The organism is Anaerocolumna xylanovorans DSM 12503, from assembly GCF_900143645.1.
Classification (GTDB): Bacteria; Bacillota; Clostridia; order Lachnospirales; family Lachnospiraceae; genus Anaerocolumna; species Anaerocolumna xylanovorans.
This window is the reverse complement of sequence record NZ_FRFD01000011.1, coordinates 268110-292402: the sequence shown is the minus strand read 5'-3', so window position 1 is coordinate 292402 and position 24293 is coordinate 268110. Positions and strand designations below refer to the sequence as shown.

General features: G+C 41.5%; 23 protein-coding genes. 14 read left to right on the top strand and 9 right to left on the bottom strand.

Annotated features, from left to right (window positions below; genetic code table 11):
- The first annotated feature begins 7 nt into the window (after positions 1-7).
- Positions 8-688 carry an acyltransferase gene (locus BUF11_RS18970; protein ID WP_242952414.1) on the top strand — a complete coding sequence of 227 codons (681 nt, stop codon included), beginning with the start codon at positions 8-10 and terminating at the stop codon, positions 686-688.
- On the opposite strand, the gene BUF11_RS18965 is transcribed toward BUF11_RS18970, so the two are convergent.
- The 3 genes from BUF11_RS18965 to BUF11_RS18955 all read right to left on the bottom strand — a co-directional run bounded on the left by BUF11_RS18965 (position 685) and on the right by BUF11_RS18955 (position 2300).
- On the bottom strand, positions 685-1182 hold the full coding sequence (locus BUF11_RS18965; RefSeq protein WP_073590422.1) for a GAF domain-containing protein: 498 nt from the start codon (positions 1180-1182) through the stop codon (positions 685-687). The genes BUF11_RS18970 and BUF11_RS18965 overlap by 4 nt on opposite strands.
- Before the next feature lie 128 nt (positions 1183-1310).
- Positions 1311-1514 (bottom strand): hypothetical protein, encoded by a 204-nt coding sequence (locus tag BUF11_RS18960; RefSeq protein WP_073590421.1) that lies wholly within the window; start codon positions 1512-1514, stop codon positions 1311-1313.
- 78 nt (positions 1515-1592) lie between these two features.
- Positions 1593-2300, bottom strand: coding sequence for a TerC family protein (locus BUF11_RS18955; protein WP_073590420.1), 708 nt, complete (start codon positions 2298-2300; stop codon positions 1593-1595).
- 105 nt (positions 2301-2405) lie between these two features.
- Here BUF11_RS18955 and BUF11_RS18950 point away from each other — a divergent pair, with 105 nt between their 5' ends.
- Together BUF11_RS18950 and BUF11_RS18945 are read left to right on the top strand one after the other, a co-directional pair.
- Positions 2406-3254 carry an ABC transporter ATP-binding protein gene (locus tag BUF11_RS18950; protein ID WP_242952413.1) on the top strand — a complete coding sequence of 283 codons (849 nt, stop codon included), beginning with the start codon at positions 2406-2408 and terminating at the stop codon, positions 3252-3254.
- A gap of 143 nt (positions 3255-3397) precedes the next feature.
- Complete coding sequence (locus BUF11_RS18945) at positions 3398-4180, top strand: ABC transporter permease (protein ID WP_084558764.1); 783 nt, start codon at positions 3398-3400, stop codon at positions 4178-4180.
- Here BUF11_RS18945 and BUF11_RS18940 read toward each other — a convergent pair.
- The 5 genes from BUF11_RS18940 to BUF11_RS18920 all read right to left on the bottom strand — a co-directional run bounded on the left by BUF11_RS18940 (position 4174) and on the right by BUF11_RS18920 (position 9094).
- The gene (locus BUF11_RS18940) at positions 4174-5097 is read right to left on the bottom strand and encodes an ABC transporter substrate-binding protein (protein WP_073590419.1); all 924 of its coding nucleotides are present in this window, start codon (positions 5095-5097) and stop codon (positions 4174-4176) included. The genes BUF11_RS18945 and BUF11_RS18940 overlap by 7 nt on opposite strands.
- The gene (locus BUF11_RS18935) at positions 5094-5849 is read right to left on the bottom strand and encodes a polysaccharide deacetylase family protein (protein WP_073590418.1); all 756 of its coding nucleotides are present in this window, start codon (positions 5847-5849) and stop codon (positions 5094-5096) included. The genes BUF11_RS18940 and BUF11_RS18935 overlap by 4 nt, the downstream gene beginning before the upstream one ends.
- An 88-nt stretch (positions 5850-5937) precedes the next feature.
- The gene (secF, locus tag BUF11_RS18930) at positions 5938-8124 is read right to left on the bottom strand and encodes a protein translocase subunit SecF (protein ID WP_073590417.1); all 2187 of its coding nucleotides are present in this window, start codon (positions 8122-8124) and stop codon (positions 5938-5940) included.
- A gap of 37 nt (positions 8125-8161) precedes the next feature.
- On the bottom strand, positions 8162-8602 hold the full coding sequence (locus tag BUF11_RS18925; RefSeq protein WP_073590416.1) for a hypothetical protein: 441 nt from the start codon (positions 8600-8602) through the stop codon (positions 8162-8164).
- A 60-nt stretch (positions 8603-8662) separates the two neighbouring features.
- The gene (locus tag BUF11_RS18920; RefSeq protein ID WP_073590415.1) at positions 8663-9094 is read right to left on the bottom strand and encodes a Fur family transcriptional regulator; all 432 of its coding nucleotides are present in this window, start codon (positions 9092-9094) and stop codon (positions 8663-8665) included.
- A 186-nt stretch (positions 9095-9280) separates the two neighbouring features.
- Here BUF11_RS18920 and BUF11_RS18915 point away from each other — a divergent pair, with 186 nt between their 5' ends.
- The 10 genes from BUF11_RS18915 to BUF11_RS18870 all read left to right on the top strand — a co-directional run bounded on the left by BUF11_RS18915 (position 9281) and on the right by BUF11_RS18870 (position 21630).
- A complete protein-coding gene (locus tag BUF11_RS18915) occupies positions 9281-10252 on the top strand; it encodes a CobW family GTP-binding protein (RefSeq protein WP_073590414.1) in 972 nt (323 codons plus the stop codon).
- Between the two features lie 14 nt (positions 10253-10266).
- Entirely contained in the window at positions 10267-11829 is a 1563-nt protein-coding gene (locus BUF11_RS18910) for a permease (protein WP_073590413.1), read from the top strand.
- Positions 11830-11947: 118 nt separating this feature from the next.
- Complete coding sequence (locus BUF11_RS18905) at positions 11948-12841, top strand: TIGR03943 family putative permease subunit (protein WP_073590412.1); 894 nt, start codon at positions 11948-11950, stop codon at positions 12839-12841.
- 183 nt (positions 12842-13024) lie between these two features.
- Positions 13025-13174 carry a 50S ribosomal protein L33 gene (rpmG, locus tag BUF11_RS18900; protein ID WP_073590411.1) on the top strand — a complete coding sequence of 50 codons (150 nt, stop codon included), beginning with the start codon at positions 13025-13027 and terminating at the stop codon, positions 13172-13174.
- Positions 13175-13388: 214 nt separating this feature from the next.
- Positions 13389-14303, top strand: a complete 915-nt coding sequence (locus tag BUF11_RS18895; protein ID WP_242952415.1) for a metal ABC transporter substrate-binding protein — start codon at positions 13389-13391, stop codon at positions 14301-14303.
- A 183-nt stretch (positions 14304-14486) separates the two neighbouring features.
- Entirely contained in the window at positions 14487-15173 is a 687-nt protein-coding gene (locus BUF11_RS18890) for a metal ABC transporter ATP-binding protein (protein ID WP_073590410.1), read from the top strand.
- Positions 15170-15985 carry a metal ABC transporter permease gene (locus BUF11_RS18885; protein ID WP_073590409.1) on the top strand — a complete coding sequence of 272 codons (816 nt, stop codon included), beginning with the start codon at positions 15170-15172 and terminating at the stop codon, positions 15983-15985. Before BUF11_RS18890 ends, BUF11_RS18885 begins: the two co-directional genes overlap by 4 nt.
- Positions 15986-16320: 335 nt before the next feature.
- On the top strand, positions 16321-18102 hold the full coding sequence (locus tag BUF11_RS18880; protein ID WP_073590408.1) for a beta-1,3-glucanase family protein: 1782 nt from the start codon (positions 16321-16323) through the stop codon (positions 18100-18102).
- 154 nt (positions 18103-18256) lie between these two features.
- Positions 18257-19699, top strand: a complete 1443-nt coding sequence (locus BUF11_RS18875) for a DUF4832 domain-containing protein (protein ID WP_084558763.1) — start codon at positions 18257-18259, stop codon at positions 19697-19699.
- An 11-nt stretch (positions 19700-19710) separates the two neighbouring features.
- Positions 19711-21630, top strand: coding sequence for a hypothetical protein (locus tag BUF11_RS18870; protein ID WP_073590407.1), 1920 nt, complete (start codon positions 19711-19713; stop codon positions 21628-21630).
- 47 nt (positions 21631-21677) lie between these two features.
- Here BUF11_RS18870 and BUF11_RS18865 read toward each other — a convergent pair whose 3' ends face one another.
- Positions 21678-22595 (bottom strand): AraC family transcriptional regulator, encoded by a 918-nt coding sequence (locus BUF11_RS18865; protein ID WP_084558762.1) that lies wholly within the window; start codon positions 22593-22595, stop codon positions 21678-21680.
- A gap of 186 nt (positions 22596-22781) precedes the next feature.
- On the opposite strand from BUF11_RS18865, the gene BUF11_RS18860 reads away from it, so the two are divergent.
- On the top strand, positions 22782-24080 hold the full coding sequence (locus BUF11_RS18860; protein ID WP_139243457.1) for an acyltransferase domain-containing protein: 1299 nt from the start codon (positions 22782-22784) through the stop codon (positions 24078-24080).
- Positions 24081-24293 lie beyond the last annotated feature (213 nt).

The window sequence follows — 24293 nt, the reverse complement described above, 5'->3', positions numbered from 1 at the left end:
GAAAGGTATGGATATTAATATGTACGAAGAACTCAAAATAAAAAATAATTATGACTTAAGCCAGACAATTGCTGCGGAGCTTTTTGAAGAGGCAGAATATCCGTGGGAAGTATTATCCGGTATCGGGGAGTTTATCCGTAAATTGGGAGAAAGGCTTAATACAGAAGAATATGAAAAAAGAGGGGAAGATATATGGGTTGCCAAATCTGCTAAAATAGCACCCACTGCTTTTATCGGAGGTCCTGCCATTATTGGGAAAGAGGCAGAGATAAGGCACTGTGCCTTTATCCGGGGAAGTGCCATCGTTGGAGAGGGAGCCGTTGTAGGAAATTCCACAGAGCTTAAGAATGTAATTCTCTTTAATAAGGTACAGGTCCCCCACTACAATTATGTGGGAGATTCCGTCCTTGGTTTTAAAGCACATATGGGAGCCGGTTCCATTACCTCTAACGTAAAATCTGATAAGACGCTTGTGACCATAAACTGTCAGGGGGAAAAGCTTGCAACAGGGCTTAAGAAAATGGGAGCTATGTTAGGAGATAACGTGGAGGTAGGCTGTAACAGCGTACTCAATCCCGGTACGGTTATCGGAAAAGGTGCCCATGTATATCCCCTATCCATGGTAAGAGGCTTTGTTCCGGCTGATTCCATCTACAAAAACCAGGGAGAAGTAGTCAAAATACATTAAGAGAAAGACCAGTCAAGGAGTTCCTCTAAGATTGTGACAAATTCCATAAGCCCTTCCTTATCATTTAAGTCGAAGCGGCAGGTTAAAGGGCTGTCAATATCCAGTACACCGGTAATTGTACCATTGTAATGAATCGGGATTACAATTTCGGAACGGGAGGCGCTGTCACAGGCAATATGCCCCGGAAATTCGTGGACGTCAGTGACCAGTTGGACTTCATCTTTTAGTACGGCACTGCCGCAGACACCTCTGCCAACAGCAATATGTACGCATGCAGTTTTGCCTTGAAAGGGTCCAAGAAGCAGCTCGCCTCTTTTCATCAGATAAAACCCTGACCAGTTAATATCTTTTAAGGCACCCATCAGTAAAGCAGAGGCATTTGAGAGTCCCGCTATTACATCGGGTTCGTTATCAAGAAGCGCCTTTAATTGGGAATTTAAAAGTGCATATAATTCTTTTTTATCATTAGGATATAAATTGGATACTTCTACCATGTTGACTCCTTTCGTGAATCTGTTATAAACATGTATATTTATATACATAGGTGCCTATATACAGCAAATTGGGATATCCTATAAAAGTATATCCCAATTTAAGAAGAGTTTCAACTGATAGGAGTACCTTAACGAAAACTATTTTCTTCTGCCAGATTGGATACATACTGCTTCATTTCCGATTTGGAGCTGACACTGTGGGTTCCGTTAATAACCTGCTGTTTGCCGCTATCATCAAGGGAAGCAAAATAATTCATGGCATTTAGATTCTGCGCCAGGGCCATTCCAAGACCCAAAGGAATTTCAGGACCGTCGGTATAATTTTTTTCCATTTTTGATTTGACCTCTTTTCTGGATGGTACATAGACTTTGCAAGCTACAGCATTAGTATTCCCGGAGGATATCTATTTTTATGCGATATCTTCTATTGTGCTGTTTTTATTTTTTTTTAACCGGTATACCCCGTAAATCAAAAGAGCCATGGAAGCTGCAAGAGATAATATAGTGTGAAGGTATGGCGGAAGAATGTTAAATATCAGAGGATAAGAAAAAATCATTTCCAGAGAGGTATGGACTAATACAGCCCCGCAAAAATAAAGTATTATGATATAACGCTTCAACAAACTCATAAAATAGCGGCAGCTGATTAAAAGAATGGGCAGACTAAGAAGCAGGCCAAGAGATATAATCCTGATATCCCCATCGGCAGCACCTGCGATAGCCAGTATGTTATCAAAGCTTAAGGAGAGACTTATAAAGGTAAGTTTTATAATGGCTCTTGAAAGTTTCATATCATAGTTTACTTTATATTCCCCATCCTTTTGGCCGGATTTTGCAGAACTGGCCTTTAGCATATCATAGGTGATTTTGATTAGCAGGAAACCTCCCAGAGGCTGGATGGGAAGCCACTTGATTTCCATAAGGACACTGATAATGGAAGTAAACAGGATAGAGAATACAAGGGATAGGGTAAAGCCCGACAAATAGGCTTTTTTTCTGTTGTACTCGTTCAGATTTCCTGCGACGAATGCAATTACGCTAATATTATCAAAACTTAATATGATATTCAGCACTGCAATATGCAGAATTTTTAACAGGGAGACAAATAACATGGACATTTTGTAAACCTTCCTTCAGATAAAATAATCGGGTCTTTTTATACTATTCATAAGAGGGCTAAGGGGTACCGATAATAAAAATATAAAATAGGATAATGTGAATTATTGAAAAACAAAAAACTGTTTTTTCAACTGCTTATTCAGGAATATCAAATCAAAGATTTGATATTCGCGAAAGGAATTAATATGAATGAGAATGTGGACCAAAGACTTATAGACGGCAGCGGGATACTGGCAAGGCTTAGGAATGTATCCTTTGACTATGGCGGCAAACCGGTAATAAAGAATGTAAACCTTGAATTAAAAAAAGGTTCCTCCTACAGTCTTATCGGCCAGTCAGGAACGGGTAAAAGTACATTGCTGAATTTGGCAGCCGGTTTCTTAAGGCCGAAAGAAGGAAGCATTGAGATCCTTTCGAAACCTTTAAAAGGTACAAGAAAAGAAACGGCAATTATGTTTCAGGAGCTGGCACTTTTTCCCTGGCAGACAGTATACCAGGCGGCTTTAATGCCGTTAAAAATGTCCAATGGGAAAGATAAGAATGGGATGGAAGAGCGGGTAATAAAGCTTCTAGAAGAACTTGGACTAACAGAACTTAAAGATAAGTACCCTCATCAGCTAAGCGGAGGAGAACGGCAAAGGACTGCCCTTGCCAGAGGGTTGATCGGTGAACCGGATTTATTACTGATGGACGAGCCCACCTCTTCTTTGGACACTGTTACGAAGGAGAGCATCCAGGAGCTTATCAGAAAGCAGCAGCAAAAGCTTCAGGCAACACTGCTTTTTGTCACCCATGATATAGAAGAAGCGCTGCTTTTAGGAGAAAAGATTCTTTTGCTGAATGGGGAGGGTTCTGTACTTACCATTGATAATCCCTGTTATTTAAGAAAGCAGCAGAGAAAGGATCTCGCATTTTATGAGCAGTGCATTTATTTAAAAGAACTCTTAATGTGAAAATTAAAAATCAATTTTCATTTTCTACTTAGGCAGTATCGTGTAGAGTGCAAGCAATCTACTGGCAGGCTTGCGTTATGCATGGCTGTTAATGTAAAAAGGGGATAGAAGCGAAAGAAGAAAGCAGCAGGAGGGATGGATTCATGACAGAGAAAATAAAGAGGCATTATAGAGGGCGGAGAAAGAATAAGGCAGGTGAACTTCTTTGGGGGCTGCTTAGCTTTTTACTGTTGTGGGAGATTTTGTACCTCACAGTTAAGAACCATACGATTCCTTCCCCTTATCTGACCTTCTTATACTTCCCGAATGTAGGAAACAGGCTTATCTGGCATCTTTTGGCGAGCCTTGCCAGGGTAGGAACGGCAGTGGGAGTGTCTTTGCTGATCGGAGTTCCTGCAGGTATTGCTTTAAGTGCCTCCAAAGGCTTAAGAAAGCTCTTCTCACCCTTTGTATATTTTATTTATCCGATACCAAAGGTGGCCTTTTTGCCTGTATTTATGCTGCTTTTCGGCCTGGGTAACCTCTCAAAGATATTGCTTGTTATCTGGATCATTGTATTTCAGATTATTCTTGCCATAAGGGACGGAGCGGATCAGATACCAAAGATTTTCTATAAAGTAATGGCAGGCTATCAGGCGACTCCTTTGAAGAATCTGCGTTATCTGATAATACCTGCCATTTTGCCTTATATTTTTTCAAGCCTTCGCATCAGTCTTGGCATCTCCCTGGCTTCATTATTCTTTGCGGAAAATTATGCCACGAAGTATGGAATTGGTTACTTTATACTAAGTGCCTGGACAAAGATGAATTACAGGGAGATGTTTTGCGGAATACTGGCTCTGGGGCTTCTTGGAATCTTCTTATTTGTCCTCTTGGATATTATGGAGGAGGTTCTGGTGCCCTGGTCTAAGGAAGAAACTCATTGAGGAAGGAAAGAAAAGTCAGTTAACTCCTCATAAGTATAATCCTTTGTTATCTGCCCCTTTTCCTTTGTCCACTTGATTATATCCTCAAACTGGGATTTATCGATAGTTCCGGCAGGCTCATAGGCTTTTTTCAGATTGCTAAGATAGGTGCCGATTGCTTCCGGGAACTGGTAGTCCGTCAGTATGGATACAAACTCCGAAACCTTGGTGGTATTCATATATTCGACCGCTTTATTGTAAGCTTTGTAGAAGGCTTTCACGCTGTCGGGCTTTTCTGTTAAAGCAGTCTCGGTAAAGAGCAGTGCACCGCCCTTAATGCCTGCATCTCTGGAGCTTCCAAGAAGATGGGCACCCTGGGCTGCCAGCATACCGGCCTGGGGCTCTGTAAATACTACGCCATCAACCTGATTGGACAAAAGAGCTTCTGAACGGCCGGAAAAGGAAGGGATTTCTACTATTTCATAAGTAAAGCCGTTTTCCTCGGCGAATTTGTCCATAATATACTCCAGAATAAAATTAGGAACCAGGCTGACCTTCTTGCCGTCAAGCCCCTTCATATCCGTGATTCCGGAATCCGGAGAAGAGAGGATCTTAAAGTCTTCGTTGATATCAGAAGTAATCTTAAGCTTTAATCCATTTTCGTAAAAGGCTGCCTCGGTCATAACGTCTCCGATTACTCCGTCCAATTCCTTGGCCTGTACCGCTACATTGCGGTCATTTGGAGAAGAAAAGGATTTAATCGTCACGTTGAGACCTTCGTCTTCAAAAAATCCCTTTTCTTTTGCCAGAATAATAGGAATAGCAGATTCTGCCGGCAATATACCAAAGGTAAGCTCTTTTTCGGGCTGCTTTTTGGTACTCTGGCAGGCGGTCAGAAGAAGAGCTGACAGTAAAAGTACTGTAAATATTTTTTTCATAATAATCCTCCAAGGGTCTTAAAAGTGTCTATATCTGCAGAATATGGAATTACATTTCTCTTTAAAAGCAGAGGATTCGTATCCTTTTCGTTACTTCCATTAATACAGGTAAAAGCCAGTTTAAAGTGTTCCCTGTTAAGAAGCTTTACATTCCTCTCTTCCAATAAACCAAAAGGATAGGCAAATGTATCTTTTGCAGAAATAAGGGGATACCGGTTGCAGGCGGCAAGATCGGCGGCAAAGGCTTCATCTGTTTCTGTCATAATACGGCCTGTCTGAATACTGCTTCTGGTATGAAAGTGGTGGGTATGGTTGGCATATTCGAATACATCCGCCATAGGGGTCAAGTCTTCCTCTGTCAGGCAGACGGACCTTTCAGGAGTAAAGTCTGCAGGATTAGTATTTAACCACCCTGTAACCGTAAACACAACCGCATGAAATCCGTATTCCTTAAGGATTGGATAGGCATAGCGCTTTAATGCCTGGTAGCAGTCATCAAAAGTAATAAGAATACTTTTATCCGGCAGGCTTTTGTCCTGATAATAAAAATCCCGTACTTCGTCTAAGGTTAAGGTATGGGCTCCCTGTTTTTTCAGATAGTTCATCTGTTCTTTGAAATTTTCCAGAGTAACAAATAAAAGGGAGGGAAGAGCATCCGTATAGTCCTGCTTCACCTCAATGGGAGAGGGATGGGAGGGATCAAAAACCGCCGCCTCTCTGATTTCGTGGTATAAAATTGTATGAAATGACATGGTGTAAACTCCTTTTAAAGGTTTGTGCGCATCTTACTATTATAAGCTTGTCGAAATTTTCTGTCAATTAAAAGGAGTTTAACCTTATTCAATGAATTTTATCAATTCCATGGACTTGTTCTTTCCGTTTCTCCCACATTGCCCATAGGGTGCCTGCCACACAGATAGAGGAATAACATCCGGTAACTATACCAAAAAACATAGGAAGCGAGAATTCCGTAATAGAATCAATATGGAATATGAGTGAAGCAATTAAAATAATGAGCACACAAATTCCGGTGGTGGAAGAGGTGTTGATGGAACGGCCAAGAGTTTGTGTGGTGCTTTCATTTACGAGGTCTACTACGGGCAGTTTGCCTGCTTTTTTTCGGTTCTCACGGATTCTGTCATAGATTACGATGGTATCGTTCATGGAGTATCCGATAATCGTAAGAATAACCGCTACAAAGGCATCATTTAATGGAATGCCGAAAAGTACAAAGGCAAAGAATACCACCAGGGCATCATGCATCAGCGCGACCAGGGATGTTATTCCGGCCGGAAGGCCTGATAATGCCGAAAACCTTATCCATACGTATACTAAAATAAAAGCCGAAGACAGTATAATGGCAAGACCGGCATTCCTAAGCGCTTTCGCACCGATATAAGGTTCTACCACAAAGGTCTGCGCCAGCTTTGCATCAATCTTGTCCGAGGTGCTGTTTATAGCGTTTGTGAGTGCTTTCTGGTCGCCAGGTGACATTCCTGCATTTCCGGCAAGAGTAACGGAAAGCCTCTTAATGCCGGTCACATTATCTTCTTTAATCTGTACTGTAACAGGTCTGCTGGTCTGTTTTTGGATAGCGTCCTGAATTTTACCGGTATCAGCACCTTCCGATACCGTATAGCTTAATACTGCACCTCCGGTGAACTGTGTATCCAGCCTAACACCCTTTATAAAGCAGCCTGCAATACCGGCCAGGATAATAGTGCCGGAAATGATGGCAAATATATATTTCTTTTGGTAAAAAGGTATTGTCTTTTTGGTTTTTCTTATACGGAACCACTTCTCATTATACCAACGGTTATATTCAATGACCGATAAAAGGAGTTGTTTGGAAACGGTTACTCCGACCAGAATATTTACGATCATACCGATTAAGAGTGTGTAACCAAAGCTTAGCATGGAACCGGAGCCGAATATCATCAGAATTACAGCCACAATCGCTGTCGTTACATTTCCGTCCAATACCGATGTAAATGCGTGCTTATATCCGTATATAATGGCTCCCTTGATTTGCATTCCTTTCTTAAGTTCATCGGAGATACGTTCCGAAATAATGATATTAGCATCCACAGCCATACCAAGAGTGAGGATGATACCGGCAATTCCCGGCAGTGTCAGCGTGAACTGCGGAATGGAAATGGCCAGCATCTGCAATATGACCTGCAGTATCAGAGTAATGCAGGCAACAACACCGGGTAATTTATACATCGTAATCATAAAAATGCATATTACGATAAAGGCAGTGATTCCGGCAGCCACCATAATAGTTAAAGCATTGCCGCCAAGGGTGGGACTGATAGTGGAAAAGTTGGTTGTTTCCAGCGAAAACGGCAGGGCACCGGCGTTGATTTTAGCTGCAAGCACCTTTGCCTCATTATAACTTCCAAGGTTTGTGATAACAGCGTTCCCCCCGGAAATCTGTGTCTCTACCTTGGGACTGGAGATAAGGGTTTTATCCATGTAAATACTCATTCTCTGGCCAACAAGCTTTCCGGTAGCTTTCTCAAATTCCCTGGCTCCTTTGGCATTGAATTTAAGCGCTACCAGGTATCCCCTTGTGACTCCTGAGGTATCCGCTTCCGGAGTTGCGCTGATAACATTCTTACCTTCGACCAGTACATTTCCCTTTTCGTCCTGGAAGGTAAGCTCTGCCATTTCTCCCAATTCCTTAATGGCATCTTCCGGATTGAAATTCGTCTCACTGGATTTCCAGGGAAACTGTACAATAATGTAACCTGCATTTTTGTCCACTGTCACTTCACGGTCGGAAATATTCTGGTTATCCAGCCTGGTCTCAATGACCTCTCTGGCTGACTCAAGCTCCTGGCTTGCAGGCTTACGGTTCAGCCCCTGAGGTTCAAAAACAGCTTCCACACCTCCGCGGATGTCAATACCATAACGCATGTCAAATACACCTTTGACAGCACTTCCGATTCCAAAAACTGCAATATAAATAAAAACTGCTAATGTTATAAAAATAGCAGCAAGCATTTTCTTTCCTGGCTTCATAGGTTATCCCCTTTTCTTATTCAATTTTAATATGCCATTAAATGCTTGCTGCTTTTCCTTTCTCGCCGTCCGAATTATGGATAAATAGAATCAGATACATTCTGCTGATATATCCGCCCTTTAACAGAACAGTCAATGCTGTCCACAGGATGAGCGGTATATATAAAAGAATTGTCTTCAGATAGATATATTTTAGAGATAAAACCTTAAGAGACAATGTATTTGCTGTAAGGGATGAAATATCAGCAGAAGCTTCAACGCCGACGTTTTCCGATACCTCGGCCATAACATCTGCTTTTTTGTTGTGTGGGGATGTTTCAGATAATACATCTGCAGATATATTATCTGCAGAGACAGAAGAAGGGAGGGCAGAATCCGAGTACATACCGGGAATAGACAGTTCTGCCAAAAATAAAACCATACAGAATATAAATGCCAGTATACCGTAAACAGATCTATTTTTCTTTGACCAGCACATGGATGGGGCCCCTCCTCACAGTGAGTTTTAAACTTTGTTTCACAATTACCCTATTCTTTACTACTCCTCTGGGTCCTTAGAAGGCGTATGTTTCATACATTCCGGACAGATTCCGTATACCTCCAGGTTGTGTCCGGTGATGGTATAGCCGGTCTTTTTCGCCAGATTTTCTTCGATAGGCTCAAGGGGGCAGACATCAATATTTACCTTCTTATTGCACATGGAACAGATAAGGGAATGCCTGTGCTTATGGTTATTGATTTCGAAATAAGTCTTTCCGTCCTGATATAAAGTCTTAATCACAATATTTTTATCAGTCAGGGCATTTAGAGCGCGGTATATCGTTGACAAATTCATTTTCATATCCTTTGAGGCCAGCTCGGCAATCTCCTCCACCGTAAGGGCAGTGGGTGCGGCTTCCAGCACAGCAAGAATCTGATTACGTTTTTTGGTTTGTTTTAAATCGGCAGATTTAAGTATATTGTTATTCACAATGCACCTCTCCCTTTTATTTATACAAGGTATTTCGAATTTCTAAATAAAATCATAGTTTACCTGCCATGAAATGTCAAGCATAATAAAAGGTATTAATTCGTTGACATGGCAATAGAATAGTTGTATATTAAAGGCAAATGTGTTGCATTTGCGAATTTAAAAAAATGACCGTAAGGAGTTTCCATGGCAGTAAAGATAGATATATTTTCAGGTTTTTTAGGAGCCGGCAAGACGACACTTATGAAGAAGTTGTTAGAGGAGGCCTTCATAGGGGAAAAAGTGGCATTAATTGAGAATGAGTTTGGCACGGTAGGTATTGATGGAAAGCTTATGAAGAACTATGACTTGCAGATTACAGAGTTGAATGCGGGCTGTATCTGCTGCAGCATAGCGGGAGACTTTACGCAGGGATTAAGAGAAGTATTAAAGCTTTACAATCCTGACAGAATACTGATAGAACCCTCAGGAGTAAGTAAGCTTTCCGATGTCATAAAGGGATGCACTTCTTTTCTCCGGGAAGGTCTGGTGTATTTAGAGCTGTGTATTACAGTGGTGGATGCCACAAAATATAAGATGTATCTGAAAAATTTCTCGGAATTTTACAAGGACCAGCTGAAAAATGCCAAAACGATTATGCTAAGCCGTACAGCAGGGGCAGACAGGGGAAAGCTAGATTCCATAGTAGAAGATATCAGGCAGTATAATGGTCAGGCGGCTATTATTACTACAGATTGGGACAGTCTTGACGGCAAAGCCATTCTGCATATTGCGAAAGAAGAGAGCAGAGGCAGTATGGAGGAGTCATTACAAAAGGGAAGACATATTTCTGTGTTAAGAACACAAAAGGTAACAGGTATCCGTATAGAAAAGGAAGTACATAGTGCGGAAGAGGTATTTTCGGTATGGGGAATAGAGACTGCCAAGATATTTAGCAGCGAGAAGCTAAAGGACATACTTCACAGGCTGGATAGCCTGGATATGCAGATACTTCGGGGAAAGGGAATTCTGGAGGGAGAGAACCATGAATGGCTGCAATTTGACTATGTTCCGGGTGAAGTTACTATAAATAAGTGGACACCGGATTATACCGGGAGAATCTGTATTATTGGCAGCTTTATTGATAAGGACAAATTAAAACGGCTGTTTGAAGTCTGAAAGCAGGAGTGTTTATGGCAGTTGATATTGATGTTGTTACCGGCTTTTTAGAAAGCGGAAAAACAACTTTTATAAAGCAAATGATAGCAAGCGGGATAACAGCGGAATATGAAGGAAGTGCTCTTCTTCTTTGTGAAGAAGGAGAAGAGGAATATGAGGAGGATTTTTTAAAGCGGCATAATATCACTCTTATCCCGGTAGAGGAACCGGATTCCATTACCGGAGATTATCTTAAAAGGCTTACTGAAAGCGGCGGAATAGACTATATAATGATAGAATATAACGGTACGTGGGATATGCAGAGTTTCTTAAACAGGAAGCTTGTGGGAGAATGCCGTATAAGAAATATTGTTTTTGTCAGTGAAGCGGCAGCCTTTAACAGTTATTACAGCAATATGGCAGGGTTATTAAGGCCTCATATGGGAAACAGTGACTATGTAGTTGTAAACCGCTATCAGGATATGGGAAAGGCCGAAAAGACAGAATTGAGGAATAAGGTAAAGAGGGTAAACCCTGTAACGAAAACGGTATTTTTAAATGACCCGGCAGAGGATAAGAGATTTCTTCGCATTTTTACGCCCTTTGAAGACTTGAAGAAAACCGTTACACCCGGTATGATTTTACTGATGTCGGTGCTGCTGGTGCTGTGCTTTTTGCCGACGGCTTACCTTTCTGTTCTTTATGATTATACGAGGAAGATTTCCGTGTCGTTTTTAAGTATTCTGATTCAGGCAGTACCCTTTATTTTATTAGGGGCATTTCTTTCTTCTATATTGCAGCTGATCATACCTGTAAGCTTCATCACCAGGCAGTTGTCGGGAAACAGCTGGAAGTCTTTTTTGGCGGCAGGGCTGGCAGGCTTTTTCTTTCCGGTGTGTGACTGCGGACTGGCACCTCTTATTTCCGGATTGTTAAAGAAAAATCTGCCCCTGCCCCAGATAATTACCTTCTGGCTGGCATCCGCGGCAGTAAATCCGGTAGTAATCCTGTCCGTATATTATGCCTTTCCCGATAATAGGAAGGTGATTCTTGCAAGGATTCTTTCCGGTATCGTAATCGCTGTTCTGGTCGGATGCATTTTGATGCTGTTAAAGGTCCGTACAAAGGAAGTTATCAGGCAGGATGCAGGTCTGACCTTTATGAGTGTCGACATGGTGTATGGAGACAGCAGGACAAGAAAAGCAGCAGCGGTTATCAAAGGAGCACAGCTGGAATTCTTCCGGGTATTCAAATATGTAATTATCGGAGCCTTTGTATCTTCGCTGTGCCTGACTTTTTTGCCTCAGACAATTAAATTGTTTATCAGTACGAATACTTTGCTGCAGTTTTTTATAATGCTTGCAGCGGCGGTCTTTATGTCTACCTGCTCCACTTCCAATGCCTTTATCGGCAGAAGCTTTTACGGACAGTTTACACTGCCTGCCGTGTTATCTTTTATGGTGCTGGGGCCTATGCTGGATTTTAAAAATATTATTATTTTATCCGAGGTCCTGACTAAAAAATTTATTATACAGCTGTGCCTGTTAACGTCAGTGGCAGGCTTTTTAACTTATACTGTTGTTATGTTTATTTTATAGCAGCAGGAATACCAAATCGAAGGTTTGATATTCACAAAAGGGAGTTAGTTTGAAAAATCAAGATTTTTCAAACGCAAATTTGTGCCTGCGGCCCAAAGTTTGCAGGTACAGGAAAGGCATGGCTATTAATATGCGAGGAAATAAGAATCTGGAAATATATATGAAGCTTTTTACCGTTATTGCTCTTGCGCTGTTTTTAGTATACGAGCTGCTTTCCGGCAAGGTATATTATTATGTACATCCAAGGTATAAGTATGGAATCTGGTTTGCCGCAATAGCTCTTTTTGTATTTGCTTTTAGCATGATAGGGGAATTGAAAAAAGGGAGGCATAACTCCGGTTTAAAGCGTTATCTTATCTATCTGCTCCCCATTTTGCTGGCCTTTTTATTCCCTGATATAGAGGGGGGCAATGGAAATGTTGCGATTGCACAAAGCAGCAGGGGAGGGAACAGTCTGTACGAAAATACCGTAGACAAGACAGACAATGATCCGGGAGCCGTTTCGGACAGCACGCAGGATTCGGGGAGTATAACCGGTGACAGCACACAGGATTCAGAGAATATAACCAGTGACGGCACAGATGATACAGGCGGTGCGGTAATAGAGAAGGACAGATCCCTGAAATATAAAAACAAGACCAGCGACGGTGCTATTTTAATCACTGATGATGAGTTTAGCTGCTGGTATTTTGAACTTTTTGATTATCTGAAGGATTTTAAAGGGAAACGCTACCAGTTTACTGCCCAGGTATTTACCTCGGATGAGCTGAAAGCCGATCAGTTTCTTGCAGGAAGATATATTATGACCTGCTGTGCTGTGGATTTAATGGGATACGGGATAATTACGGACAGTACTTTAAGCAGTAAACTAAAGGAAAACGAATGGATTACCGTTACCGGGACTATAGGGGAATACAACTATAAAGGTACCAAGGTTCCTTTGCTTAAGGACGCTGTCATAAGCAAAACCAAGGCACCTAAGGAAGAATATGTTTACTACTATTATTATTGATAAAGTATCTCACCTTTGAATGATATGCTGATGGATTCCTTTGTATCTGCCTTTTACAGATGGCAAATCTTCTGATAAGGCAGATATTTTTATGCAAAGGTGTATTGACAAATGAAAAAAATATGATATGATAAATTCAGTAAATGCAAATGCAAATAATTTGCTTTTAGAAAGGGAATAGATATGAGAGTAAAAATTGTACTGGAATGCACGGAGTGCCATGAGCGTAATTATGTAACTACAAAGAATAAGCAGAAACATCCGGAGAGGATGGAGGCTATGAAATACTGCCCCCGTCTGAAAAAGTATACTCTTCACAGAGAAACAAAATAATACCGGTAGGAAAGGGATTAGTGTGAAAAATAGAAAACATTTTTCACTTTCTATTTAGGCAGTTTCGCAAGTAAACTTGCGAAATGCATAGGTGTTAGTGTGAAAAATAGAAAGCATTTCACACGCGAATTTGTGCCTGCGGCCCAAAGATTGCAGGTACAGGAAAGGTATGGCTATTTATATGAAAAAATTTGTCAGCTTGCTTGCAGCTGTAATGCTGGTAACTGTATTTGTGGCAGGATGCAGCAATAAGAATACAAATACCAATGGAGCTTTGGAATCCCCTGCAGAAAAAGGGAAGCTAAAGGTCGCTGCCAGCTTCTATGCCATGTATGACTTTGCAGAGAAGATTGGCGGAGATAAGGTAAGTGTAACAGATATGGTTCCGGCAGGAATTGAACCCCATGACTGGGAACCGGCAGCCTCCGATATTGTTAATCTGGAGGAAGCAAATGTATTTATCTATAATGGAGCCGGCATGGAACACTGGGTGGATACGGTGTTAGACAGCTTAAGCAATAAAGAGCTTGTAAAAGTAGAAGCGTCCTCCGGTATTACCTTACAGGAAGGACATAGCGAGGAAGAAGAACATAGTGAAGAGGAAAGCGCATATGACCCGCATGTATGGCTAAATCCCGAGTATGCCAAAATCGAGATGAAGAATATCAAGGATGCCTTTGTAAAGGCTGATCCGGACAATGAAGCTTATTATAATCAGAATTATGAGACCTACGCCGCCAAATTAGATGAGCTGGACAAAAAATACAAGGAAACCTTGACAGGCCTGAAAAATAAGGATATTATAGTAGCACATGAGGCTTTTGGCTATCTTTGCAGTGCTTATGGACTGAATCAGGTCGGAATTGAAGGACTCTCACCGGATTCTGAGCCGGACCCCGCAAAGATGGAGGAAATTATCAAATTCGCAAAGGATAATGAGGTTAAGGTTATTTTCTTTGAAGAATTGGTAAGCCCTAAGGTAGCCCAGACTATTGCAGATGAAGTGGGCGTTAAGACGGAAGTATTAAATCCTCTGGAGGGATTATCCGATGATGAAATAAAGGCCGGCGGAGATTATTTTTCCGTAATGGAAACGAATTTAGCCAGTCTGGTGGAAGCATTAAAATAAAGCCGCAGGAAGGGGTTGTTGCAGAAACGAGTTGATTCGTTTAAGTTGCAGCAGCACCTTCTTTTTGAGGATTTGCGATGTTTTGGTATTTTGTTTTGTATAATTGTTGAACATTATAAGTTACACTTGAAATTAGATTCAGGAATATCAGTCAGGAAAACGATATTCACGAAAGAGGTTAGAATGCAGGCAATAGAGATACAGAATGTAGACTTTGCATATGGAAAAGAACTTATCTTAAAAGAAGCTTCTGCTGGTATCGATGAAGGTGATTTTGTTGCCCTGACCGGTGAAAACGGTACGGGAAAGAGCACTCTTTTAAGGCTGCTTTTGGCAGAATTAAAGCCACTTCGCGGTAGAATCAGACTGTTAGGAGAGGATAATGATAGGATTATTCGAAGCGGAAAAGTGGGCTATGTAGCCCAGAATGGTACTTATGCCAATCAGAATTTCCCTGCTACGGTAGAGGAAATTGTGACGGCTAATCTCTATAAACAAATCGGTCTGTTTCGTTTTCCCTCTAAAAGCCACAAACATCAGGTTTATGAAGCCCTCGAAAAGCTTAAGATGTCGGAATTTGCAAAGACCATGATAGGTGAACTCTCAGGAGGCCAGCAGCAGCGCATTATGCTAGCAAGAGCACTGGTAATTAAGCCGGAGCTCCTGATATTGGATGAACCCACAACAGGTATAGATATGAAGTCTGTAAGACAGCTCTATGAGATATTGGGAGAATTGCATGAAAGCGAAAAACTTACCATACTCATGGTTACCCATGGCCATCTGGAAGAATGTGCGGGAATTAACAGAATCTTGCATTTGGAAGACGGAAAGATTGAAGAAGTTATTGGAAATGGGGGGGAGTTATGAGTATCTTACAGTATCCTTTTATGCAAAGGGCATTTCTTGTGGGAATATTCTTAGCAGTTATAGCCCCCTGTATCGGTATGACCATTGTATTACAGAGAAAATCCATGATAGGTGATGCCCTTTCCCATACCTCCCTTGCAGGAGTTGCAATCGGTATTCTGCTTGGAATCAACCCGATCTTAGGGGCAACCGCTACCTGTATTGCTGCCGCCCTAAGTATAGAATTCATTCAAAGGAAGATACCAAGATATTCAGAAATGGCTATTGCCATTATCATGTCAACTGGAATCGGCCTGGCCGGTGTACTCTCCGGCTTTACCAAAAGCAGCGGGAATTTCAACAGTTTTTTATTCGGAAGTATAGTTGCCATAAGCAATATGGAGCTTCGAATGGTAGTAATCATAAGCGTATGTGTCCTGACAGCTTTTCTTCTGCTGTATAAGGAGCTTTTCTACATCGGATTTGATGAAAGGGCAGCCAGGATTGCCGGTGTGCCGGTAAGACTGGTGAACTTTATCTTTACCATGTTAACGGCGCTAACCATATCCATTGCATCCAGAACCGTAGGAGCTTTAGTAGTATCTTCCTTGCTGGTAATACCGGTGGCCTGCGGTATGCAGATAGGAAGAAGTTATAAGATGACTCTTGTCTGCTCTGTTATATTTGCCGTATTCTTTACAGTTGCCGGACTGACTCTCTCCTATTATTGGAAACTAAAACCCGGCGGTACAATTGTTCTGACCGGAGTGGTATGTTTCCTGATAATTATTATTCTGAAAGCTCTCATAAAATCTCTTCGCCGCGCCGGTTGAAAGAAAGAGCCTTAATTCAATATAATAATATAATAAACTTCATTACTTTTCTTAAAATACCTGACTTAGAACTTCTTTGGTTGAGCCGGTAGAGAGGAAAAGGCATGAAGTTTTTTTGATTTTAAAACACGCCAAGTATGTACAAAAAATCACAAGAATATACTATTTACAAATTATGTAAAAACGGTGAAAGTGTAGTTGTAGGGGTTGTCCTTTGTAGGAATTATACAAAAGAAGGGGAGAGGAGGAGTGTAAAAGAATAAATTTTAACAAAGACTAAAAAACAGTACAGTAAATGTTGCTAGAAGTAAAATAATTAACAAGGAGGGATAGTTATGAGAAGGAAATTACTAAAATGCAGTATGGTTTTACTATTGATACTGTCAATGCTTCTTCCTGCTAAAGTCTTAGCTGCGGACTACACACAGGGAGTAAGTGCTTCAGGAAATAATGCCATCATATGGTTTAAGTCCACCGTAAGTACTACCTGGGTGGATGTCCATTACAAGGTCAATTCCGGTGCACGGCAAAATCTAAGGATGACCTACAATTCGGCAACTGCAAGATACGAACAGTCAGTTGATTCCGCAGCAAATGCCGTAATTGAATATTTCTTTACCTATAACAATGGTACCCCGGCCTATGACACTTCTACTTTTACATACACAGGACAGGCGAGCGGGATAAACAGCGGAAGCGTTTATAAAATTACCAGTAAGGTAAGTGGAAAGGTGTTGGACGTTACCGATAAATCTACTGCAGCCGGTGCCAAATTAGAGCAGTGGACGAATTATGATACAACCAATCAACAGTTTAAGGTAGAAAAGCAATCGGATGGCTACTATAAGATAACAGCCATGCATAGTGGTCTGGTGCTGGATGTGCCTAATAGTTCTTTAAGTAACAGCGTTCAATTACAACAGTGGACGGATAATGGGACCAGTGCACAGAGATGGAGTATCGTGGATGTTGGAGGGGGCTATTACAAAGTAATCTCCAAGGTCAGCGGACTGGCAATGGATGTCCGCAGCTCTCAGACTACCGACGGCGCTGTGGTACAGCAGTATACAGATAATGGAACCGATGCGCAGAAGTGGTCTTTTACCCTTGCATCCACCTCCGGCGGGACTAATCAAGGCTCTATTTATTCCATAGCAGCTTCGTCCATTCCTACTCCGTCAAATGGCGGTGTCAGTGTTAAGGTTATGAACGGAACCAATGGCGCTTATGCAGACAGTAATATTTACTGGGGAGTTATTGGAATTAATCCGGCTACCGGAGCGTGGAGTTATCTGGACCTGTCCGGTAATCTAGTACCTATTTCATTAAGTCTTAATGATGCGACTGGACACCTGACTAAAAACGGTATTAATTATGCCAATATCTATCATAAGGTAAGTGAAACTTCCTGGGTGAATTTACCGAAGATAACTTCAGGAAGAATGTTTTTAAGTGTGGGTTCACCCTGCTATATCAAGACTTATAATGATGGCTTCGCAGGTCCGGACATTAACAATCCGACAGACCCTAACAGAGATATATATTTTGACTTTATTGAATTCACGGTAGATGCTGCCGGATACCATGGGAATACCACCAGGGTAGATCAGTTTGGCTTCCCCGTTCAACACAGACTGGTAAATATTGCTGGGAATTATGACAGAACAGTGGGTGAACTGGAATCCGAAACCCGGGCAGGGTTATTCACCAAGTTCCAGAGCGAAGTTCCCACAGAGTTTAAGTCACTGGCAACGCTTCAGGCACCCTACCGTATTGTTTGCCCTATCAGCGGACCTTTTAATACCGGTGGAACTTATGCTAACTACTTCTCCAGCTATTCCGGTATATCTACTAGAGATATTTTACTGGGTATCGGAGGAGCCAGTGATGCGTCTGTTTGCGCTGCACTGAACAGGCATGTGTATGGAAATACTGCCGATTGGAATAATGTAAGCAAGTATTATCAGGCAGCTCCTGCCAACTACTATGCAAAATTCTGGCATGACCACAGCATAGACCGTTTAGCTTACGGCTTCTGCTATGATGATGTGAACGGACAGGCCGCGTACCTGGAGGTGGGAAATCCCAAAGGACTTATTATAAGAGTGGGCTGGTAATTCATCAAATGAAACAAAAGAACAGAAACATACCACATTGGAGCATTTTATAAAATTTGGAAAAGATTATAATATGCTTAAAGCCGGAAAGTAAAGGAGCAGCCTGCCAGGCTGCTCCTTTCTTTATAAATACTATATATTGGAGGTTGGGGTAATGGTAAAAAACAGTTTTAAGAGTAAGGCGCTGTCTTTTGTGGTAGCAGTTTCACTGTTCTTAGGAATACTTACGCCGGTAGGAGCGGCATTGGCAAAGACTGCCGGGCATACGTCTCATAGTGTTCCCGCAGCGCAATCAAAGGATGGGAATCCTCTTAAGGGCTTGTTTCCTTTTGAGGATGGAACCGATACTTCCTTTCCGCACAGCATGGAATGGTTCTACATTTCGGTAAAAGAAGTACAAACGGGTATGAAAACCTTTGATTGGACTGCTCTGGAAAAACATCTGGATGCTATTTCTGGCCGCGGCCATCAGGCGGCCTTCAGATTTTATTATGACTATCCGGGATTAGACACCGGTGTGCCGCAATTTTTAATTGACGGCGGCTTGAAGATGAATCAATATGATGAGCCCGATAACCTGGGAGGCTCAGGATACAGTCCCGATTACGAAGACCAGAATTTTAGGCTTTCGATGCAAAACTTCATAAAAGCCTTTGGTGAAAAATATGATGGTGATCCGAGAATCGGTTTTCTTACCATTGGTTTACTGGGTTTTTGGGGAGAGTGGCATACATGGCCTTATGACGGCTGGAATCCGCCGAAAGAAAACTGGTCCCCTTCCACAGCTGTTTACACGGAGGTATTAACAGCCTTTGACAAAGCATTTAATAAAACTCTTTTATGTATGAGGGAACCCAAGGATGGTGTTCCGAATTCGACAGCAGATGTGGGTTATCATGATGATTCCTTTTGCAGAGAAACCCTGACGGTGGATGCAGGAGGGCAGAGCTGGAGCTTTATGGAGAAGCTAACAAATGCCAAGGAGCAGAATAAGTGGATGACAAATCCTGTTGGAGGTGAAATTTATCCGGCAGATCAGACGACGATTTTCTCCGGCGATCCCTGGAGGGGAGGAGAAGGACAAACCTGGAGTGCATGCATTGCACAGGCACATCCTTCCTGGCTCATGTGCCATAAAATCCTGGAATATAGCGGAGATACCCTAAAAAATGCCCTGAAAGCATCCAAGCAGTTAGGCTATGATTTCCGGGTTTCAAAGGCTTATTTTGATACTATCTCTACAGCTGATCCCCTCTATCTGGGTATAGACATTAAAAATATCGGTATTGCGCCATTTTATTATGATCATACTATGTGGCCGGTACAGGTAGGGGTGAAAAAGTCCGGAAAGCTGGTGAAGAGCTGGACTACAAAATGGGATCTGAATACCATTGCAGCTGATGGAAAAGCAAAGACATTCGAGTATTCGGTTTCTGACCCCGGTTTGGCGGCAGGTACCTATACGATATGTATCAAAGTTAAAAATCCTTTGAAGAACGGTAATATCCTGGGCTTTGCAAATAAGGGACAGAATGCGGATGGCTGGTTGGATTTAGGTACTTTTAAGGCGGTAAAAGCAACTGCAAAAATTAAATAGGAGGCAAAGGTATGAGTGTGAAAAAGGTAATAGCCTTTACGTTGACGGTTTCTCTGATAATAGGAATTTGCTTCATAAATTATTCTTCTAATGTCGTTTCAGCCAGCACAGCAGGACATACCGCACATACCATCAGTACAGGTACCTCTTTTGATACCAATCCGCTGAGGGGGTTCCTTCCTTTTGATTATAGTACAACCACATTCCCCCATAGCCTGGAGTGGTTTTATATTCCGGTGAGAGATGTCCAGACCGGTATAAACACCTTTGACTGGACCGTTCTGGAAAGCAGGCTTAATGCCATTGCGGGTCGAGGCCATCAGGCTGTATTTCGATTCTATTACGACTATCCGGGATTATCCACCGGTGTACCTCAATTTCTGATTGACGGCGGGCTTATCATGCGCTACTATAATGAGCCTTCTAATCTGGGCGGTGCAGGTTATTGTCCTGACTATGAAAATCAGACCTTTAGAACCTCGATGCAAAACTTTATCAAAGCCTTCGGCACCAAATATGACGGGGATTCGCGCATCGGCTATATTACACTGGGACTTTTAGGTTTCTGGGGGGAATGGCATAACTGGCCTTATGACGAGGACACCTCCGACGGTAAAGCCAACTGGAACATTTCCACCACCGTATATACCGAGGTTCTTACAACCTTTGATACCTATTTTAACAAAACACAGCTTTGTGTGAGAGAGCCAAAGCCGGGAGTACCGAATGCCAGCGCGAACATTGGATATCATGACGATTCCTTTGGAAATGCAACTTTATCTGCTGCAAGCGGAGGGCAGACCTGGAGTTTCGTTCAAAAGTTAATCAACTTGAATCAGCAGAACAAATGGATGACAAACTGTGTAGGCGGTGAAATATATCCTTCGGACCAAGGGACTATCTTTTCCGGTACAACCTGGCAAGGTTCCACAAATCAAAGCTGGTCGGCATGCCTTAGTGAAGCACATCCGACCTGGATGATATGCGACCAGATAAAAAGCTATACCGGAAATACCTTAGCAAATGCAAAAGCAGCCGCAAAACAGATGGGATATGATTTGCAGGTTGCCACGGCATATTATGATAATTTATCAACCTCCGATCCGCTTTATCTAGGAATTAATATGAAAAATATCGGGATTGCGCCATTTTATTATGATCATACCATGTGGCCGGTACAGGTCGGTGTAAAACAAAACGGAACTCTGGTAAAAAGCTGGACGACAACTTGGGATCTGAATACAATACCGGCAGACGGCTCTGTAAAAACCTTTGAATACACGGTGTCTTCCCCGGGATTAGCAGCCGGTACTTATAATATGTGTATCAAAGTTTTAAATCCTCTGGCAAATGGAAATAAGCTTGGATTTGCCAATGCAGGGCAAAATACAGACGGATGGCTGGATCTGGGAAGTTTTACGGTAGGAGGAACAGTGACACCGACACCGACGCCGGGAAGTATAACAATAGATGGAAATTCATCTGACTGGAGTAATATTCCAGGCATTGCAACTGCTTCGGGACAATCAGCCACCAGCCTTAAGGCGACCAATGATTCGAATTATATTTATATTTGCGTGCAGGGAAGCAATCTTGGAACGAATAGTCAGATATATATTAACAGTGACAATAATTCTTCCACCGGCTATTTGGAAGGGACATGGAGCAATTCCGGCTGTGACTGCCTTATTGAATTGGGCAAGTTATACAGCTGCCCCGATAATAGCAATACTTGGAGCTGGACTGATCTTGGCACTTCAAATGTAATGGTTTCTGCTAATTCTTCTGTTTATGAAGCCAGGATTGCAAGGTCTGCCATCAGCAATCTAAGCAATACCTTTTGTATCGGTTTTAAGGATGTAAACAGCAGCTGGAGTACAGTAAGCAGACTTCCGGTTTCCGGATCACTTGCAAGCTACACCTTAAAATAACGGGAAAGACCCCAAAGTCAGTATCCAGATGACTTTGGGGTCTTTTATCAAGCATTTTTACTTCTGTATTTTGAAGGTGAAATTCCGATTGTGTTTTTGAAAGCCTTCTGAAAGACTACCGGATCATTATAGCCTGACATAACGGCAATTTCTGAAATAGAAAAGGACTCGTCTTTTAGCAGGGTACATGCTTTATTTATCTTGAATTGAGTTAAATAGGTCTGGGGAGGGATATTTAAGCACTCCTTAAAAATAGTAGTGAAATAACTACGGTCTAAACCTACATAATTAGCAAGGTCAGTTACTGTTATATGGTCCATATAATTAGTCTGAATATAGTCAATTGCTTTTCTGATATATTGATTTTTGGTAGTATGCAGGCTTACAGGAGTATTCTGCAGTGAGTTCTCCACCAATTCCGCAAATAGTGAATAGAGTAAAGATTGAATGCGCAGATTGGTGCTGTGAGTGTATTCATTATTTACCTTAACCATTTCCAGCAAGCAGTTCTTAAGCTGATCACCTCTGGTGAATTGGAACGTTGGCTTATCAGAGGATAACTCTGCCAGCTGCAGGTAATTATAAGCATTCAATCCATGAAAGCCGACCCAAACATATTCCCAGGGATTGTCATGACTTGCCGAATAGGTGGATATATCGTTGGGGCTTAATAAAAAGCCTTCATTTTCTTTCAAAGTATATGTCTTGTCTCTCATTTTCAAGGTGCCTTCACCGGATAAAATATAGTGTATAACGAAATGCTCCCGTATGGCAGGCCCCCAGGTATGGCCGGGTGCACAGGAAGAGATACCGCAATAATACACATAGAGTTCAGGTGAATTGGTATTGTCATAAAAATGATATTCTTTCATGGTGTCATCCGTGTATACTGCTTTTAAATAGGAATCATATTGACTAATTATTTTGCCGTCATCAGATAACAGCTTACAATGTTTGACTTTCATAGACAAGACCTTTCTTTGTTAGTATCTGCGTATGCAGTATTCTTATATTATAGCATGGACGACTGGAACATTACAATTGAATACACACAAAATGACAAGAAAAAGTATCAAAACGGGTATTAACGGTCTAAGTGGCAGATGATATGATAATAGTTGTATATCTAAATCACTAAAGGATGTGAAAGAATGAAAGAAAAGCAATATAAGTATGCTGAATGCATGTACTATTGCGGTTTTCATAACTTACCGGATGGAATAGAGCATTATTTCGATTTATATGACGATACGCAAAAGAAAGAAATTATTGAAAGAAGCTTTCTGATGGAAGTCTTAAAGGAATTCGAGGTGCCGGCTGCTAAAACAGAGCAGATGGAAAATGCTTTGGACGAAGTCGAAAGTGATAATATCTTATGCTATTTTACGAAATTTTTAATCTGGGATATGTGTCAAGCTAAAAAACGTTATGAAGATAATTTTTATAACAGCCTGGTACCGACGTGCATGAAGAGTTATCAGGAATACTATCCTTTCCTGGTATTATTGGCGTGTATAAAGCCTTCCATGCAGATGCTTGAACAAAGAGGAATCCCTTTGAAATACTATGAAGATATACCATATGCACCACTGAGAAGGCAGCTGGAGAAGTGGATTTTAACTGATGATATTACTGTCAGTGACTTTCAATGGGATATTAATTTTTATACTTGCTCTATTTTTTTGCTGGATAGATTCTACTTCATACCATGTAAATTGGAGGATGAAATATGCGCATACCGGAACCGTCATAACGGCAGTGTAGTGGCACTACAGAGGGGAAGTATTGAATTCAGACGCGATGGCCAGGTAAACGGTACGAATGAAATATACGATGAAGAAGGTAAAACTCGCTCAAAGTGGGTAGAAGATAGTTTCATGGTACAGGCTAACCGGGTAAATCCAATGGGCTTCTTGGAGAAAAACACTGTAACACTCCCAAAAGCTGATTGGGAGCTGGCTTTAAGAAAAGGTGATATTTTGCTGGCATTTCATATTCCGGAAGGGGAGGGGTATACCCCGCAACGAGTAAGGAATTCTATGAAGCTGGCACTGGAATTCTATTCCTCCTATTTTAGTGAAATCCCTGTAAAGGGCTTTTGGAGTGAGAGCTGGCTTTATGATTCCAGACTTTCTCTGATTATGGACTACGAGAAAAGCAATATAGTAAAAGTGCAAAGGCAATTTTATTTATACCCGACAAAGAATAATGATGATATGCTGCTTGACAGAGTATTTGGTGATGGAAAGATTGATTTGTCCTATGTAAACTATACGAGTTCCTTGCAAAAGGCAGTCATAAATTATATGAAAACAGGTGCCCGCTTTAACTCATTAAGCATGTTTGTGCTAAAAGAGGATGTTGATAAAATCGGAGAATGTCCTTATATCTCGGAAAATGACATCGAAACATTTAAGGCAGTGATGGCATCTTATGTGAAGAAGAAATAACGCTGCTTCCGGTGGGAGCTAAGATGATGACCCTGGAGTGCGGAATCCGCTTTCTGACAGATTATTTACAGGGAAATAAGTACTTTAGGCATCATTGATGAGAAGCACAGTGTAGAAAATATGTTAGGATGTGGTTTGGAATAGTCTATTTGTTGTGTTGGGATAAAACCTCAATAAAATGATGTTGTATTGACTGTGATTAAAATGTACATA